A 16,147-nucleotide genomic window follows, 5' to 3' on the forward strand; every position below is an offset into this window, starting at 1 on the left:
TGCCATGCGTAAGGCCCCCAAAGACACTCGTGTGATCGTCGGCATGTCCGGCGGTGTGGACTCCTCCGTGGCTGCGGCCCGCCTGATTGATGCCGGTTATCAGGTCGAAGGCCTGTTCATGAAGAACTGGAACGAGGACGACGGCACCGACTACTGCACCGCCCGGGAAGACCTGCTCGACGCCATGCAGGTGGCCGGCGTACTGGGCATTGAGCTGCACACTGCCAATTTTGCCGAGCAGTACTGGGATCGCGTATTCGCCCACTTTCTCGCCGAATACAAGGCCGGGCGCACCCCCAACCCGGACATCCTCTGTAACAAGGAAATCAAGTTCCAGGCATTCCTCGATCACGCCATCACCCTGGGCGCGGATTACATCGCCACCGGGCATTACTCCCAGGTCAGCCATGGCGACAAAGCGCAGCTACTGCGCGCGGTGGACACCAACAAGGACCAGACCTATTTCCTGCATGCGGTGGACTACCAGAAATTCGACCGCACCCTGTTCCCGCTGGGAGATCTGGAAAAACCGGAAGTTCGCCGCATTGCCGAAGAAAAAGGCTTCGACAACCACAAGAAGAAAGACTCCACCGGCATCTGCTTTATCGGTGAGCGCCGCTTCAAGGATTTCCTGGAGCAGTACCTGCCTGCCCAGCCCGGCACCATTGAGGATGACCACGGCAACGTCATCGGCAAACATGACGGGCTTATGTACTACACCCTGGGCCAACGCCAGGGGCTGGGCATTGGCGGCCTGGCCAGTGCCAGCGAAGCCCCCTGGTACGTGGCCGGCAAGGATCTGGATCGCAATGTGTTGATCGCCGTACAAGGCACGGACCACCCGCTGCTCTACAGCCGGGAACTGACCAGCGCGCCCATGCAATGGGTCGCCCTGGAAGCTCCGACCTTGCCGGCCCGGCTCACCGCCAAGACCCGCTACCGCCAACCCGACCAGGTCTGCACCGTCAGCGATGCCGGCGACGGCCGGGTGCATGTCATATTTGATCAACCACAACGCGCCGTCACACCCGGACAGTCCGTGGTGTTCTACGATGGCCCGGTCTGCCTGGGCGGCGCCGTCATTGAGGAAACCGCATGAGCGAACGTTTCTCGCCGGAACAACAGCAACTGCTGGCCCTGGCCGCCGTGTTTGAAGCGGCCCAGCTGGCCGACGATGTGGCCCAGCGTGGAGACTGTGACCCCAAAGCCTTCGAAGCGTTGATTGCCGGCGTCATGGCGCTGGATGCTGACGATTTCGACAGCATCTATGCTCAACCCAGCCAGCTCCGCGAAGGCGTCAGCCTGCTCAACCGCAGCCTGAACAAGGAGTCCCGTGGCGCCAACTTGCGCCCGCTCAACTACGGCCTGGCCCTGCTCCACCTGGCCGGCAAGCTGCGCAAGAATGAGGACACCGTAAGCATTCTGCGCAACCGCCTGCTGGCGCTGAGCGGCCAGCAGGCCCACTTTGACAAATTCTCCGATGACGCCTTTTGCCACCGCATTGCCGGTATCTATGTGGATACCCTGGGCACCTTTCGATTTCGCATTCAGGTCAAGGGCGACCCAGCCCATCTGCAGGACGACGACAAGGCCGCACGCATCCGCGCCCTGTTTCTGGCCGGGGTGCGCGCCGCCTTCCTTTGGCACCAGCTGGGCGGGCGTCGCTGGCACCTTCTGTTCCATCGAAAGCGCCTCCTTTCGCTCATTGAGTCCATTGATATCAGAGTCTTATAAGCGACTGTTAAAGCTATAAATAGATCAACTTTCAGCTGTCATCAACAGCGGCGCAGTTTGCGGAATTTTGCTGTATGATTGCGCCGCCTTTGGAATGTACGTGTACGTACCTACTTGGACGATATTCGGGAGCCTGACATGTCCAGCCTTACCTCTTTGACTGCCATTTCACCGGTAGACGGTCGTTACGCCAGCAAAGTCGATGCACTGCGCAACACCACCAGTGAATACGGCCTGATTCGCTTCCGCGTCCATGTGGAAGTCAGCTGGCTGGAACAGCTGGCCCATGACAAGAACATCCCGGAAGTCCCCTTGATGAGTGGCCAGGCTGCCTGGCACCTGCGCGGCGTCACCCGTGATTTCGAGGTCCAGCATGCCGAGCGCATCAAGGCCATCGAAGCCACCACCAACCACGACGTCAAAGCCGTGGAATATTTCATCAAGGAACAGATGGCGGAACACGACGAACTGGCCAGCATGAGCGAGTTCGTACACTTCGCCTGCACCAGCGAAGACATCAACAACCTGTCCTACTCGCTGATGCTCAAGGAAGCCCGTGAACTCCTGCTGCCCAAAATGGACCAGGTAATCAGCGCCATCCGCAAGCAGGCCCACGCCCAGGCCGACCAGCCCATGCTGTCGCGCACCCATGGCCAGTCCGCCTCCCCCACCACCGTGGGCAAGGAAATGGCCAACGTGGTCGCTCGCCTGCAACGCCAGCGTGACCAGTTCGCCGCGGTGGAACTGCTCGGCAAGATCAACGGTGCAGTGGGCAACTACAACGCCCACCTGTCCGCTTACCCGGACGTGGACTGGGAAGCCTTTGCACGCCGCTTTGTGGAAGGCCTGGGGCTTACCTTCAACCCTTTCACCACCCAGATCGAACCCCACGACTGCATTGCCGAGTACTTCCACGCCCTGATGCGCTTCAACACCATCCTGCTGGACTTCGATCGTGACGTCTGGGGCTACATCTCCCTGGGTTACTTCAAGCAGCGCACCGTGGAAGGCGAAGTGGGCTCCTCCACCATGCCGCACAAGGTCAACCCCATCGACTTCGAGAACTCCGAAGGCAACCTGGGTCTGGCCAACGCCATCATGGATCACTTGGCCGCCAAGCTGCCCATGTCCCGCTGGCAGCGCGACCTGACCGACTCCACCGTGCTGCGTAACGTGGGCGTGGGCCTGGCGCACAGCCTGATTGCCTTTGAAGCCAGCCTGAAAGGCATCGGCAAACTGGAAGTAAACCCGGCCCGCCTGGACGAAGACCTGGATGCCGCCTGGGAGGTGCTGGCCGAACCCATCCAGACGGTGATGCGCCGGTATGGAATCGAGAAGCCCTACGAGAAACTCAAGGCGCTGACCCGCGGCAAGGACGGCATCAATCAGGACACCCTGACCGCCTTCATCAATGATCTGGCGATCCCCGATGAAGCCAAGGAAATCCTGCTGGCCATGACCCCGGCCACCTATGTGGGCAATGCCGCCCAGCAAGCCCGTAGCATCTGATGCCCTCAGCGCCTCAGCTGCCTGCCTTGACGCTGCCGCGCTTCATCCTCCCCATGAAGCCGGCAGCGTTTTTGCGTGAGCATTGGCAGAAAAAGCCCCTGTTCATGCCCGGTGCCGCCCATGGGCTGGACCAGCCTGACGCCAACACCCTGGCCGGACTGGCACTGGAAGAGTCCGTGGAGGCACGCATCATCACCGGCGCCGGCAACGGCCCCTGGTCAGTGTTGCAAAGCCCCCTCGCTGACGATGTCTTCGAAACCCTGGGCGAGGAAAACTGGACGTTACTGGTCCAGTCCGTGGACCACTTCCTCACTGAAACCTCGCTGCTGCTGGACGACTTTGCCTTCCTGCCCAACTGGCGGGTGGAAGACATCATGATCAGCTATGCCGCCAAAGGGGGCAGTGTCGGCCCACACTTCGACCGTTATGACGTCTTCCTGATTCAGGCCGCCGGCCGCCGTCGCTGGCAGATCGGCGACGTCTGTGACGAGAGCACGCCCCGCCAGCCCACCGATGAGCTGAAACTGCTGGCCGACATGCCCGTGCGCGAAGAGTTCGTCGCCGGCCCTGGCGACGTGCTCTACCTGCCCCCCGGCGTAGCCCACCACGGCGTTGCCGAAGACAGCGACTGCATTACCTGGTCGGTGGGCTTTCGCGCCCCGGACTACCAGATGCTGATGGCCGAAATCGCCGGCGAATGCCTGGCCGAGTCCGACAGCCAGCTGTTCACCGATCCGGACCGGGATGTCACGTCTGACCCCGCCGTACTGGCCGATGCAGACCGTCAACAACTGATTCGCGGCGCCCTGGACCTGCTCCAGCCTGACGCCATCGAACGCGCAGTTTATCGCTGGCTATCCACCCCCCGGCTGGATGGCCTTGAATTTGCGGTAGATGATCACCATATTCGCGAACGCGATGACAAAGTGGCCCTGGTTCGCCACGGCAGTGTGCGCCTGCTCATGCAGGGCAAACTGGCCTGGCTCAACGGAGACAGCCACACGCTAACAGAACAACAACGCCCGCTGGTGCAGCTATTGGCCAGCAAAAGACGCTACCAAGAAAGCGAGCTGGACGCCGTCATGACGCCCACCGCAAGAGAATTGCTCCATGAATGGATTGAACAGGGCTACTTCGCCCCACTATAACGAGACCCCTATGGCTATCAGCATTATCGAAACCCGTTGGGACGAACACGAAGCCGCCCTGCGAGCCCTCCGCCAGAAGGTCTTCATCAACGAACAGCATGTTCCCGAAGAGCTGGAATGGGATGGTGAAGACAGCGCCGCCATTCACTTTCTCGCCCTGGACGCCGAACAGCAGCCCGTGGGTTGTATTCGCCTGCTGCCCAACGGCCAGATCAGCCGCCTGTGTGTGCTTTCCGAACAGCGCAACAATGGTGTCGGCAGCTCGCTGCTGGTCGCCGCTGAAGAAACCGCCCGAGCCAATGGCATGGAAGAGATCTTCCTGCACGCCCAGACCCACGCCACCAGCTTCTACGAAGCCGCAGGTTTCTCCGTGTCCGGCGGCATTTTCATGGATGCCAATATCCCCCACCGGCAGATGTTCAAGCCGCTGATCTAGCCCATGCAGCTGGTCATTGGCGACGACGACACCCTGCACCACCCGGAACGTCATCACGCCGGCCACGCGCTGGCCGCGCTGATCGGCGCCAGCCGCCGCAGCCTCTGGCTGCGGGTTCCCACGCTGGATGCGCTCACCGACAACGCCGAGGTGTGCAGCGCCATCAAGCGCCTTGCCCTGAGCAGTGCCCGGGTCGATATCCGCATTCTGTTTGATAGTGCGGACAATGCCGTGCGCACCGGCCACCGGCTAATTCATCTGTCTCGCCGCCTGCCCTCACGGATCATCCTCCGCCAGACCCAGCAAGATGACAGCGATGCCCAGCTGTGCTTCGCCATTGCCGATGGCACTGGCCTGTTTGAAGCCAGCGGCTGGCCGCGCCCCGGACGACTGGATCTGTGTGGACACCGACTACCGCGTGCGCCGCGGCTGGGCAAACAGTTTCAGGAGCATTGGGAACGAGCCGGCGGATCATCGGAGCTGCGTGAGCTTAGGCTTTGAATGTCGGATTACGGCTACGCCTAATACGACCTACTTGAAAGGTCGTTTTTTGTAGGTCGAATTAGCCTGAAAGGCGTAATCCGACAGTCTTTCAATCCCTCGCCAGGCTTGCGGTCAACTGCCAGACGGTTTGCCCGCTGGCCAGATACTTCTCTTCAAAATCCGTCGCGGCCTCCCCGTCTACCGCTAACTGCACCAGTACCGCGTCAATCTCACTGATTGCCAGCGCCGCCTGAACCTCCTCAAGATAAACCAGCCAGTTGCTGCGCAACTCAAGTTCACCGCCCAACGCCAGCACGGAGGGCCACACCGGGTGCCCCTGCCAGCGCCGCTTCAGGTGGGCGCTTTTCGGCCAGGGATTCGGGTATAGGATCTGATGCCGGGCAAGTCCCCACTCGGCCTGCGCCATCAGGCGCCATAACCCGGTGCAGTCCGCACGCAAGAACAGCAGATTCTCCGGCGGCTGCAACCAACGGCGACCGCCGCGCTCCAGCCGGTTGGCCGACTGATCCACACCGACCACCAACGCCTCCGGGTTCGCCTGCGCCAACAGCACGGAGGAGCGCCCCGTGCCACAGCCGGAATCCAGCATTAGCGGGCGATCTGCCCCTTGGTCATCGCGCCAGGCCCGGGCCTGCTCGAAGGCACGACGGTCGTGGTCGGCGATGGGAGCCCGCCAGGCCGACGCCAGGTGGCGGCGCACCACTTTTTCCAGATCAACATGGACACCCGACTGGTTCGAGCTAACCGCACGGCTATTGGCAAACATGGCATTCCTGAATGGCGAAGCGACTGACGGGACGCACATTGTAGGCATGGTGGGCGCCAGTGCCAGCCCCTGGCAGGATTTCATCGCCACCACCCTACTGGCGAGCCGCTGCGGGCAGCGCTACTGTAGAGAGAGTCGGAACCCCGCAACCACCGACCTCTGCGAGGACACCATGCGCCTGTGCCTGACACTGCTTGTTATCATGCTCACCCTCCCCGGCCTGTCTTCGGCCGACGATATGAGCATTCATGTGCTGGAGCGCCCGGACGCTCCCGCCCTGGCCCCTGTGATTGAGCCATTATTGCCTGCAGGCGGCTCCGTTCGCGCCTATCGCGGCAAGCTGATTGTGCGCACCACCGAGGCCAGCATGCAGGAGCTGCAAAGCGTACTCGGCGGCCTGAAAGCCACCCCCTCAACCCTGATCGTGCATCTGCGACGCCAACAAGGCAGCAGCAGCCAACAAGGTGGTATCGATTCCAGCGTTGGTGGTCGAATCGAGTCCGGCCAGGCGCCTGTGATTCAGGGCGAGGTTCGCATCGGCCAGCAGAGCCAGCAACAGCAGCGCGAGGATCATTACCAGATTCGTACTCTTAGTGGTTACCCGGCCAATGTGAGCCAAGGCACCCTGGTCGCCCTCAGCGGTGGTTATTACGGCACCACCTTCGCGCAACTGGATCAGGGGATTCAGGTAACACCACAACTGACCCCGGACGGCAGCGTGGTGCTACAAATCAGCCAGCGCTTTGATCAACCGGCCAGCCACAACATCGCCCGCACCCAGCACAGCGCCACCACCTTGCGGGTCACGCCGGGCCGCTGGCAGCCCATGGGCAGTATCACCGTGACGCAGAGCGGAAGCCGTCAGAGCATTGGAGGCTATCAAAGCGGGCAGCGAAGCATGACCTTGCCGCTGGAGGTGATGGTGGAACAAGAGTAGCTGCAGGACAGGCTCGCAGGTGAGGCCCCGATTCCTGCTGTAGGAGCGTCGCTGGCGGCGCGATTTCGGCGTAAGGGTTAGAGCCCATCATCAACCCGCTAGACAAATCCGCATCCTCGCTGCGCGAGGTTCGCACCCTGAACGGTGCTCCTACAGCGGCTTTGTAGAAAGCCCATGGGTTAGGGATCACCCTTCCTGCCGAGTAAAAGCCACCCACAAAAAAGCCCCGGCTAGCGGGGCTTTTTTTGCTGTGCTGAACGCCTTACTTGGCTTTCAGCTCACGGCGACGACGGTGCAGAACCGGCTCGGTGTAGCCGCTTGGCTGTGCGCAGCCTTCGAATACCAGCTCACAGGCTGCCTGGAAGGCAACGGAGCCGTCGAAGTCCTTGGCCATGGGCACGTAGTCCGGGTCGTTGGCATTCTGACGATCCACCACTTCCGCCATGCGCTTCATGGTTTCCAGTACCTGCTCTTTGCTGCAGATTCCATGATGCAACCAGTTGGCCACGTGCTGGCTGGAAATCCGCAGGGTCGCGCGGTCTTCCATCAGCCCCACATCCTTGATGTCCGGCACCTTGGAGCAACCCACGCCACTATCAATCCAGCGCACCACATAACCCAGCATCCCCTGGGCGTTGTTATCCAGCTCCTGCTGGATTTCTTCGGCGGTCAGTTCGCGGGTCAGCAACGGGATGGTGAGGATGTCGTCCAGGGACGCACGGGTGCGGCTGGCCAGCTTTTCCTGAACCTCTGCCACGTTGATTTCATGGTAATGGGTCACGTGCAGCGTGGCTGCAGTGGGTGACGGTACCCAGGCACAGTTGGCACCGGCTTTCGGGTGACCGGCCTTGTTGGCCATCATCTGCGCCATTTCGTCTGGCATTGCCCACATGCCTTTACCGATCTGGGCGTGACCTTTCAGGCCGCATTCCAGGCCGATGTCCACGTTCCAGTCTTCGTAGGCGCCAATCCACGGCAGGGCTTTCATTTCACCCTTGGGTGCCATGGGGCCCGCTTCCATGGAGGTGTGCATTTCGTCACCGGTGCGATCCAAGAAGCCGGTGTTGATGAAGATGACACGCTCCTTCGCCTGACGGATACACTCCTTCAGGTTCACCGTGGTGCGACGCTCTTCATCCATAATGCCAATTTTCAAGGTGTTAGCAGGCAAACCTAAAGCTTTTTCTACACGCTCGAACAGCTCAACCGCAAAGGCCACTTCTTCCGGGCCATGCATTTTCGGCTTCACGATATACACGGAGCCGGTGCGGCTGTTGCTCAGCTTGTTGATGTTCTTCAGGTCATGCATGGCGGCCAGCACGGTAACCATGCCATCCATAATGCCTTCCGGAGTTTCTTCACCGTTGTGTAGAATCGCCGGGTTGGTCATCAGGTGACCCACGTTGCGAACCAGCAGCAGTGAACGACCGTGCAGGGTCAAAGTGGAGCCGTCCAGTGCGGTGTATTCACGGTCCGCGTTCATGGAGCGGGTCATGGTCTTGCCGCCTTTCTGGAAGCTTTCTTCCAGGTCCCCTTTCATCAAACCGGCCCAGTTGCGGTACACCTCGACCTTGTCTTCCGCGTCAACGGCGGCAACGGAATCTTCGCAATCCTGGATGGTGGTGATGGCGGATTCCAGCAGCACGTCTTTCATGTTGGCCGCATCGTCAGCCCCGATCGGGTGGCTGGCGTCGAACTGGATTTCTGCGTGCAGGTTGTTGTGCTTCACCAGCACACCAGTGGGTGCGGCGGCATCGCCCAGGTAACCCTGCAGCTGGGATTCATCTTTCAGACCGGTTTTTTCTGAACCCAGGGACACAACCAGCTTGCCGTCTTCGATGGCGTAACCAGTGCTGTCCTTGTGGGAGCCGCTGGCCAGCGGGAAATAGTTGTCCAGGAAGTCACGGGCCCAGGCAATCACCTTGGCGCCGCGCTTGGGGTTGTAGGCGCCGCCTTTTTCGGCACCGCCTTCGTCGGAGATTACGTCGGTGCCGTAGAGGGCATCGTACAGGCTGCCCCAGCGCGCGTTGGCCGCGTTCAGGGCAAAGCGCGCATTCTTCACCGGCACCACCAGCTGCGGGCCGGCGATGGTGGCAATTTCGGCATCCACGTTCTCGGTGGTGACGTTGAAGTCGTCACCTTCAGGCAGCAGGTAACCGATTTCAGTCAGGAACTGCTTGTACTCAGCCATGTCGATGGCTTGCCCCGTGCGGGCCTTGTGCCAGGCGTCGATCTGCTTCTGCAGGTCGTCACGTTTGGCCAACAGCGCCTTGTTCTTGGGGGCCAGGTCATTGAGGATGCTTTCCAGCTCGGCCCAGAAGTGTTCCGGGTCGACGCCGGTACCCGGCGCAATCTCATTGACTACCAGATCATGGAGTTCGGCGGCGATTTCCAGGCCACCCTTCTGAATACGATCGGTCATGGTGCTCCTACCCTTCTGGTCGAGAGAATCTTGGTTAATCGGGACGTTCGGGGAAAATCCGGCAACCGGTCGGCATCAACACGCCGCCGTCTGGATTATCGCGAAACCCCGGGGAAACGGTTCAAGGCGCGTAAAGACGGGCGCCCTGAAATAAGGCGACGGCATTTTACCGGAAACGGCGCCGTGAATCATGTTTAGCGGTAAACAAACTCGAAACTGCTGTTTTTTTGATCAGGCGAACAGGTTAACCACATCCAGCCGATGTGCCTGTTCACCGCCCTGCTGCTGACCCTGCTCCAGGTTTTCAAAGTCGAACAGGCGGGTGTCTGCCAGCTGGGAAGGAGCAATGTTCTGTACCGCCGCAAAGATATTTTCAATGCGTCCCGGCTGTTGCTTGTCCCATTGCTGCAACATGTCCTTGATCACCTGGCGCTGCAGGTTCTTCTGGGAACCACAGAGGTTGCAGGGAATAATCGGGTACTCTTTCAGGGCGGAAAACTCGATGATGTCCTTCTCACGGCAATAAGCCAGCGGGCGAATCACCACATTGCGGTTGTCATCGCTGCGCAGCTTGGGGGGCATGGCCTTCATCTTGCCGCCGTAGAACATGTTCAGGAACAGGGTTTCGACGATGTCATCCCGGTGGTGGCCAAGGGCAATCTTGTTGGCACCGATTTCCTCGGCAAACCCGTACAGGCTGCCCCGGCGCAGGCGTGAACACAGGCCACAGGTGGTCTTGCCCTCCGGCACCTTCTCCTTGACGATGGAATAGGTGTCCTTTTCCAGGATATGGTAGGCCACGCCTTCTTTTTCCAGATACTCGGGCAGGATGTGCTCCGGGAACCCGGGTTGTTTCTGGTCCAGGTTCACCGCTACCAGCTCGAAATTGACCGGCGCGGAGTGCTGAAGATTGCGCAGAATCTCCAGCATGGTGTAGGAATCCTTGCCGCCGGACAGACACACCATCACCTTGTCACCCTCACTGATCATGTTGAAATCAGCAATGGCGCGGCCCGTTTCCCGCCGCAGCTTCTTCTGCAGCTTGTTAAGGCGAGTCCGTTGTTTGGCGTCCAGCGTGTCCATGGGAACCCTTTCTATATCTGTGTAACAGTCATCACGCTTCATCCAACATCAATGGCGCGAGAACCGGCTTGTGCGTGAAGCGTGTTGCGTGCCGCGTGAGAGCGTTTATGTGACCTTCATTTTGCGGATCAGTCGACGGTACAGCGAGGGAGCCCAGCGTTTCAGGTAGATGCCCGCCCCTTCGCGGCCGGCGATGATAACCTGATCACGGCCCCGCTGCACGGCTTCGACCAGCCGTTTGGCGCATTCTTCCGGGGCCATGGCGGTCTGCTGGGCGTCGTCCATGGTGCCCTGGCGAGAGCCATCGGCGGTAAGGGCGTTGACCGACACCTGGGTGCGAATAAAGCCGGGCATCACCAGCGTCACGCGGATGCCCTGATCATACTCTTCCGCCCGCAGGGACTCGAAGAAGCCATGCAAGGCGTGCTTGCTGGCGCTGTAGGCGCTACGCAGCGGCGTTGGCAGCTCCCCCACCAGGGAGGTAATCACCACAAAACGTCCACCCCCTTGCTCTTTCAGCCAGGGAAGCACGGCCTTGGTCAGCGCCACGGTGCCGAAGAAATTCACCTCCATGATCTGGCGATCCACGGACAGATCCGTGTCGGCCACCAGTGAGCGCTGGGAAATCCCGCCATTGTGCACCACCTGGTCCAGCCGTCCGCAGGCCTGCCTGACCCGCTCCACGGCTGGCGCCATGGCCTCACTCTGGCCAAGGTCCAGCGGCAGCACTACGTGCTCTTCGCTGTTCACCAGCCCGCCACACACTCGCTCCAGCTCTTCTTGCCGGCGAGCGGACAGCACCAGCCTGGCTCCGCGACGGGCATATTCCTTTGCCAACGCTTCACCAATCCCGGAGGATGCCCCGGTAATCCAGACGACCCTGCCAGCCAGCGACTCAGACATAGAATTTCCCTCGAACCATGACAATGGCCAAGCTTAATGCCCCAACCCAAAAACAAAAAGCGCGGCCAGGCCGCGCTCTTCTTTTTTCGCTTGTAGCTTGTAGCTTGTAGCTTGTAGCTCGTAGCTCGTAGCTCGTAGCTATTTTTCCTATTTCAGCTCTTTGGACGACAGCCCAAGCAAGTGCCTTGCCACGATCAGCTGCTGGATCTGCTGTGTGCCTTCAAAGATATCGATAATCTTTGAATCGCGGGCCAGTTTTTCCAGCAGGGTGCGCTCTGAGTAACCCAGCTCACCACACAACGCCACACACTTAAGTGTCACATCGTTCCCCATACGCCCCGCCTTGGCTTTACACATGGAAGCTTCACGGGAATTGGGCTGGCCATTGTCGGCCATCCAGGCGGCCTTCAGCGTCATCAGGCGGGCCGCTTCCAGGGCCGCTTCCAGCCGGTAGAGCTCCAGTTCGCGGGCTGTCGAGTTATAAGGTAGTTTCGAGAAATCCGCCTCAAGCCCTTCTTTTTCAAACACTTCACGGGTTATTTCCAGCGCCGCACGCGCCACGCCCAAGGCCATGGCAGCCACTTGGGGGCGAGTGTTGTCGAATGTCTGCATCACTCCGCCAAAGGCTTTTTTACGCGCCTCCTCGGTATCTCCCACCTCGGCGGAACCGAGAATATGATCCTTGGGAATCCGGCAATTATTGAACGCCAACGCGGCGGTATCCGACACCCGCAGGCCCATCTTGTCTTCCACACGCACCAGCTGCACGCCAGGATTATCACGGGGCACGATAAAAGACTTGATCGCCGCCTTGCCCAGGGTTTTGTCCAGCGTGGCCCAAACGACAATGGCATCGCAGCGCTGACCGGCGGTGCAGTAGATTTTCTCGCCGTTAAGCACCCATTCATCCCCATCGGCCACCGCAGTGGTCGCAACCGCAGCGGAATCGGAGCCCGCGCCCGGCTCGGTAATCGCCATGGCGCAGTACAGTTTGCCGTATTTTTCCTTCTGCTCCGGGGTGCCCACCGCCATGATCGCAGCATTGCCAAGCCCGCTGGCGCCAGGGATCGACAGCATCAGCCCCACATCTCCCCAGCACATGGCTTCTACGCCCATGATGCCCATCATGTTGCTGCCATTTTTTATGCCGTCGCTCCCCCCGTCTTTCTTGCCTCCAGCACGGGGCATGGCCGCCATCATCTGCGCAACCGGCTTGAGCTCTTCCGGCGTATCACAGTGTTCAATAGCGTCGTACTTGCGCGCGATGGGACGAAAAACGCCACTGGCCAATTGCTGCGCCATTTTCTGGGTTTGTGTGAGCTTTTCCGGCAATTCCAGATTAATCATGTTGTTCTCCTACACCATCAGGCTGCCGTGAAGCACGGCAATGCTGCGCAAGTTCCGGTACCACATTTCCAGCGGGTAATCGCGAACGAAGCCCGCTCCGCCAAACAACTGGATGCCGTTGGTGCCAATTTCCATGGCCTTCTCCATGCACAGCAGCTGCGCCAGATAGGCTTCCTTGTGGAAATCCAGCCCTTGTTCGGCCCGACTGGCGGCACGTAGCATCATCAGCCGCATCCCTTCGATCTCGATGGCCATGTTAGCCACCATGAATGCCACGGACTGGCGCCAGGCAATGGGCTCGCCAAAGGCCTTGCGTTCATTCACGTAGGGGATCGCGTATTCCATCACTGCCTGACAGCAGCCCACCGCCAGCGCACACTGACCAATACGCGACAGCCCCAGCAGCCGGTCCAGATCGAAATGGGCCAACCGGTCGGCCTCGGGCACGGTCACCGATTCCAACGTCAGCGTGGCCGGTTCTGCACTGCGCAGTCCCATGTACGCCTCCGCCTGAATGGTCAGGCCGGCCGCGTCTTTCGGAACGATAAAGGCGGATACCTCTCCCTTTTCCGCCGCCACCATCACAAACCACTCACATTGCTCGGCCAACGGCACCAGGCTCTTCACTCCATTGAGCACCACTTGCCCGTTTGCACTTTGTGCCGTGGTAGCTGGCGACGACGGCTCGAAAGTGGCGCGCGGCTCCGTCAGCGCGATGGCCGCACCGGTAAAGGTTTCCGTGGCCATGGCAGGCAACCAGCGTTCCTGCTGCTCGTCGCTACCGAAATCCACCAGGGCGTTGACGGCAGCCATGGGCTGCAAGGCCGCCAGGGTATGAGAAATATCCCCCTCGGCCAGATCTTCCACTGCCAGTGCATTGGAGAGCGGCGAACGTGGCATGCCCACACCGCCCAGAGCTTCCGGCATGGGCATCAACGCCAGGCCAAAACCGGCGATGCTGTTTAACAGTTCACCATTCGCCTTTGCTGCGTCATCCGCTGCGCGCGATTGCGGAAACAGGGAATCACGCACCATCTTGCGCATTCCTTCACGGGTCATGCGCTGTTCTTCGGTTAATGTCAGGTCAAAAAGCGGTGTGGACATACAAGGGCCTCATCCCGGCAAGCAAACGATTGTTTGAACAACAGTTTGTCACTGGCTGTCTACCACCGACAATGACAGGTCTGTGACCCCGGACGATAAAAACGGTAAAGTTGACTAAAAATACAACAATCATTCGGCTAGGCGCCTGTTGCCCGTGTTAACACTGATACCCAAAGATCCCCCGGAGCGCGCGGTCCGGTTAAAACGCCAAGTCATGGCGATCTATTCCTATTGTTTATTGTGGGCAGGCACCTTCATTGGTGTGGAACTCACCGCTTTTGAACCCAACACACCGCACCTGACCTTCTTCGCGGTGGTCTTTGCCATCAACGGGCTGTTCTATCTGCTTATTCGCAGTGGCGTCAGCGACCGCTTTGGCGATCCCAGCCTGACCATCCTGCAAATGGCCGTGGGCATCCTGCTGACCACCACTATTCTGCATTACTCCCGCGAACTGCGCGGCGCCATGCTGAGCATCTACTTTATGGTCATGACCTTTGGGGTGTTCGCACTGGACCGCCGACGCATGCTGCTGATGGCTGCCTTCACTCTGCTTTGCTTCAGCGGGTTACAGATCTATGAATGGATAAACGCTCCCCAACAGGCGATTTTCTCCTACCTGATCGGGCACTGGATCATCCTGACCCTGGGTCTGGGCTGGTTTATCTATATGGGCGGGTATATCCACAACCTGCAATTGCGGGTACGAGAACAACGCGAACGACTGCGCGAAGCCCACGACCGCCTCAGTGCCATTGCCGTGCGCGACGACCTGACCGGACTCTACAACCGCCGTCATTTTCTGGAACGGCTGGAAGAGGAAATGTCCCGCGCCGCGCGGGAGAACAGCCCCCTGCACCTGGCCATTCTTGATCTGGACCACTTCAAGCAAGTCAACGATACCTACGGCCACCACGCCGGAGACGAAGTGCTGCATCGCTTTGCACAACTGGCTTCCCAGGGATTACGCAAGTCTGACCTGTTGGCCCGCTATGGCGGGGAGGAATTCGTGGTGTTGTTCCCCCACACCAGCACCCAGGCCTGCCTGGCCGCACTGGAGCGCTTGCGCCGCCAGTTCTCACAACAACACTATTCCTTCACAGCAAACCTGAGCAGCGAATTTTCCGCCGGGCTCACCCATTACCAACCCGGCGAAAGCGCTGAGCAATTTATCAAACGTGCGGACAACGCCCTCTACGAAGCCAAGGGCCTGGGCAGAAACCGCATCGAGTTAGCCAGCTAGGTGCTGAGCATGAATCCAGCATTCGACAGGCAAACGCAACAGGACGGTGGAGGCCCGGCGCGTCTATCGGTATGCTTGCTCGCCACCGGGAGAAAAGCATGTCAGAGATTACCAATCCAAGCCTGAAGAACACCGTCCGCCAGCATTTCGCCAGCCTGGGCGAAGACGCACCCACCTGGACGGAAATTCACGGCATGCTGTGCGCCCTGGCCGCTGGCCCGCACGAAGCCGGGGAAACGCCCCCGGTGGATTACGCCCATGAGCTGGACATGCCGGTTCCAGACGACGTGGCCGCAGCACTCGACCAGCTGCGCCAGCGCCTGGTTACCCAACTGCTCGGTGGCGAAACGGTGAACCTGCCTTGCCTGCTCGACCCCTACCAGGAAGAAGATGGCCAGGATCTGGCAAGCTGGTGTGCCGGCTTTATGACCGGCGTGTTCGTGAATGAACCGCTTTGGTATGAAAACGACGAAGAAACCATCGTTAATCTGCTGTTGCCCTTTATCCTGATTTCCGGCCTTGATGAAGACGAAGAACTGGATGCCCTGTGGGACAACACCCAGGTCGTCCGGCAAATGGCCTTGGGTATCCCGGAACTGATCGAAGAGCTGTTTCTTTGCTTTCATGGCCCGGATGAAGGTGGCGAACCGGCCTGATCCGGGACCGAATTCAGCGGCGCCCGGTGTTCCCGCTTGGCGCCATTTCTCCCTTTGCCGCTGGCCCTTCCCTTAAGCCCACTGATCACACCGTCAGGCGTAACGTGACCCAGTTCCACGCCCTTGCCAGAGCAACGCTCTAGTCTTGCAAATTAAACCACCGAGACAAAAAACAGGTGGCACCGGACAATAATGATCAGGGGGAACGCGTGCGCGTCATAGTTTTGGCCAGCCTGCTGGCGCCGGTACTGGCATCCGCCCAAACAGAATCCCGGCCGGCCTGCCCGACACTGGCCCGGGCCAGCTTCACTTCGGCCGTTGAGAACCGCGAACCTACAGATGACATCAGCCAGGC

General features: G+C 59.9%; 15 protein-coding genes. 9 read left to right on the forward strand and 6 right to left on the reverse strand.

Annotated elements, in window-relative coordinates; genetic code table 11:
• The first annotated feature begins 4 nt into the window (after positions 1 to 4).
• From mnmA to COA55_RS04050, 6 genes are all read left to right on the forward strand, one after another.
• A complete protein-coding gene (gene mnmA, locus COA55_RS04025) occupies positions 5 to 1,099 on the forward strand; it encodes a tRNA 2-thiouridine(34) synthase MnmA (protein ID WP_290500732.1) in 1,095 nt (364 codons plus the stop codon).
• On the forward strand, positions 1,096 to 1,734 hold the full coding sequence (hflD, locus tag COA55_RS04030; protein ID WP_290500733.1) for a high frequency lysogenization protein HflD: 639 nt from the start codon (positions 1,096 to 1,098) through the stop codon (positions 1,732 to 1,734). The genes mnmA and hflD overlap by 4 nt, the downstream gene beginning before the upstream one ends.
• 138 nt (positions 1,735 to 1,872) lie before the next feature.
• Positions 1,873 to 3,243, forward strand: a complete 1,371-nt coding sequence (purB, locus tag COA55_RS04035; protein WP_063519454.1) for an adenylosuccinate lyase — start codon at positions 1,873 to 1,875, stop codon at positions 3,241 to 3,243.
• Entirely contained in the window at positions 3,243 to 4,391 is a 1,149-nt protein-coding gene (locus COA55_RS04040; protein ID WP_290500734.1) for a cupin domain-containing protein, read from the forward strand. The genes purB and COA55_RS04040 overlap by 1 nt, the downstream gene beginning before the upstream one ends.
• 10 nt (positions 4,392 to 4,401) lie before the next feature.
• Positions 4,402 to 4,827: a GNAT family N-acetyltransferase gene (locus COA55_RS04045; protein WP_290500735.1), complete on the forward strand. Its 426-nt coding sequence runs from the start codon at positions 4,402 to 4,404 to the stop codon at positions 4,825 to 4,827.
• 3 nt (positions 4,828 to 4,830) lie between these two features.
• Positions 4,831 to 5,328: a hypothetical protein gene (locus COA55_RS04050; protein WP_290500736.1), complete on the forward strand. Its 498-nt coding sequence runs from the start codon at positions 4,831 to 4,833 to the stop codon at positions 5,326 to 5,328.
• Between the two features lie 91 nt (positions 5,329 to 5,419).
• On the opposite strand, the gene COA55_RS04055 is transcribed toward COA55_RS04050, so the two are convergent.
• Entirely contained in the window at positions 5,420 to 6,097 is a 678-nt protein-coding gene (locus tag COA55_RS04055; protein WP_290500737.1) for a methyltransferase domain-containing protein, read from the reverse strand.
• Here COA55_RS04055 and COA55_RS04060 point away from each other — a divergent pair.
• Positions 6,096 to 7,034 (forward strand): hypothetical protein, encoded by a 939-nt coding sequence (locus tag COA55_RS04060; protein WP_290500738.1) that lies wholly within the window; start codon positions 6,096 to 6,098, stop codon positions 7,032 to 7,034. The two genes, COA55_RS04055 and COA55_RS04060, sit on opposite strands and share 2 nt — an antisense overlap.
• 262 nt (positions 7,035 to 7,296) lie before the next feature.
• Here COA55_RS04060 and COA55_RS04065 read toward each other — a convergent pair whose 3' ends face one another.
• The 5 genes from COA55_RS04065 to COA55_RS04085 form a co-directional block, all read right to left on the reverse strand.
• Entirely contained in the window at positions 7,297 to 9,456 is a 2,160-nt protein-coding gene (locus COA55_RS04065; RefSeq protein WP_290500739.1) for a malate synthase G, read from the reverse strand.
• Between the two features lie 231 nt (positions 9,457 to 9,687).
• Positions 9,688 to 10,539 (reverse strand): tRNA 2-thiocytidine(32) synthetase TtcA, encoded by an 852-nt coding sequence (gene ttcA / locus COA55_RS04070; protein ID WP_290500740.1) that lies wholly within the window; start codon positions 10,537 to 10,539, stop codon positions 9,688 to 9,690.
• A 105-nt stretch (positions 10,540 to 10,644) separates the two neighbouring features.
• On the reverse strand, positions 10,645 to 11,442 hold the full coding sequence (locus COA55_RS04075) for an SDR family oxidoreductase (protein ID WP_290500741.1): 798 nt from the start codon (positions 11,440 to 11,442) through the stop codon (positions 10,645 to 10,647).
• A 147-nt stretch (positions 11,443 to 11,589) separates the two neighbouring features.
• Positions 11,590 to 12,789, reverse strand: a complete 1,200-nt coding sequence (locus tag COA55_RS04080; protein ID WP_290500742.1) for an acyl-CoA dehydrogenase family protein — start codon at positions 12,787 to 12,789, stop codon at positions 11,590 to 11,592.
• A 9-nt stretch (positions 12,790 to 12,798) separates the two neighbouring features.
• Positions 12,799 to 13,893: an acyl-CoA dehydrogenase family protein gene (locus COA55_RS04085; RefSeq protein ID WP_290500743.1), complete on the reverse strand. Its 1,095-nt coding sequence runs from the start codon at positions 13,891 to 13,893 to the stop codon at positions 12,799 to 12,801.
• A gap of 214 nt (positions 13,894 to 14,107) precedes the next feature.
• On the opposite strand from COA55_RS04085, the gene COA55_RS04090 reads away from it, so the two are divergent.
• Positions 14,108 to 15,136, forward strand: coding sequence for a GGDEF domain-containing protein (locus COA55_RS04090; protein WP_290500744.1), 1,029 nt, complete (start codon positions 14,108 to 14,110; stop codon positions 15,134 to 15,136).
• 98 nt (positions 15,137 to 15,234) lie between these two features.
• A complete protein-coding gene (locus tag COA55_RS04095) occupies positions 15,235 to 15,792 on the forward strand; it encodes a YecA family protein (protein ID WP_231883887.1) in 558 nt (185 codons plus the stop codon).
• Positions 15,793 to 16,147: the final 355 nt, after the last annotated feature.

The sequence above is a fragment of the Alcanivorax sp. genome (genome assembly GCF_002733835.1).
Lineage (GTDB): Bacteria > Pseudomonadota > Gammaproteobacteria > Pseudomonadales > Alcanivoracaceae > Alcanivorax.

What these genes read in the sequence shown, in the direction of transcription:
- mnmA (WP_290500732.1), top strand. Translation starts at nt 5, where the DNA reads ATGCGTAAGGCCCCCAAAGACACTCGTGTGATCGTCGGCATGTCCGGC.
- hflD (WP_290500733.1), top strand. Translation starts at nt 1,096, where the DNA reads ATGAGCGAACGTTTCTCGCCGGAACAACAGCAACTGCTGGCCCTGGCC.
- purB (WP_063519454.1), top strand. Translation starts at nt 1,873, where the DNA reads ATGTCCAGCCTTACCTCTTTGACTGCCATTTCACCGGTAGACGGTCGT.
- COA55_RS04040 (WP_290500734.1), top strand. Translation starts at nt 3,243, where the DNA reads ATGCCCTCAGCGCCTCAGCTGCCTGCCTTGACGCTGCCGCGCTTCATC.
- COA55_RS04045 (WP_290500735.1), top strand. Translation starts at nt 4,402, where the DNA reads ATGGCTATCAGCATTATCGAAACCCGTTGGGACGAACACGAAGCCGCC.
- COA55_RS04050 (WP_290500736.1), top strand. Translation starts at nt 4,831, where the DNA reads ATGCAGCTGGTCATTGGCGACGACGACACCCTGCACCACCCGGAACGT.
- COA55_RS04060 (WP_290500738.1), top strand. Translation starts at nt 6,096, where the DNA reads ATGGCATTCCTGAATGGCGAAGCGACTGACGGGACGCACATTGTAGGC.
- COA55_RS04055 (WP_290500737.1), bottom strand. Translation starts at nt 6,097, where the DNA reads ATGTTTGCCAATAGCCGTGCGGTTAGCTCGAACCAGTCGGGTGTCCAT.
- COA55_RS04065 (WP_290500739.1), bottom strand. Translation starts at nt 9,456, where the DNA reads ATGACCGATCGTATTCAGAAGGGTGGCCTGGAAATCGCCGCCGAACTC.
- ttcA (WP_290500740.1), bottom strand. Translation starts at nt 10,539, where the DNA reads ATGGACACGCTGGACGCCAAACAACGGACTCGCCTTAACAAGCTGCAG.
- COA55_RS04075 (WP_290500741.1), bottom strand. Translation starts at nt 11,442, where the DNA reads ATGTCTGAGTCGCTGGCTGGCAGGGTCGTCTGGATTACCGGGGCATCC.
- COA55_RS04080 (WP_290500742.1), bottom strand. Translation starts at nt 12,789, where the DNA reads ATGATTAATCTGGAATTGCCGGAAAAGCTCACACAAACCCAGAAAATG.
- COA55_RS04085 (WP_290500743.1), bottom strand. Translation starts at nt 13,893, where the DNA reads ATGTCCACACCGCTTTTTGACCTGACATTAACCGAAGAACAGCGCATG.
- COA55_RS04090 (WP_290500744.1), top strand. Translation starts at nt 14,108, where the DNA reads ATGGCGATCTATTCCTATTGTTTATTGTGGGCAGGCACCTTCATTGGT.
- COA55_RS04095 (WP_231883887.1), top strand. Translation starts at nt 15,235, where the DNA reads ATGTCAGAGATTACCAATCCAAGCCTGAAGAACACCGTCCGCCAGCAT.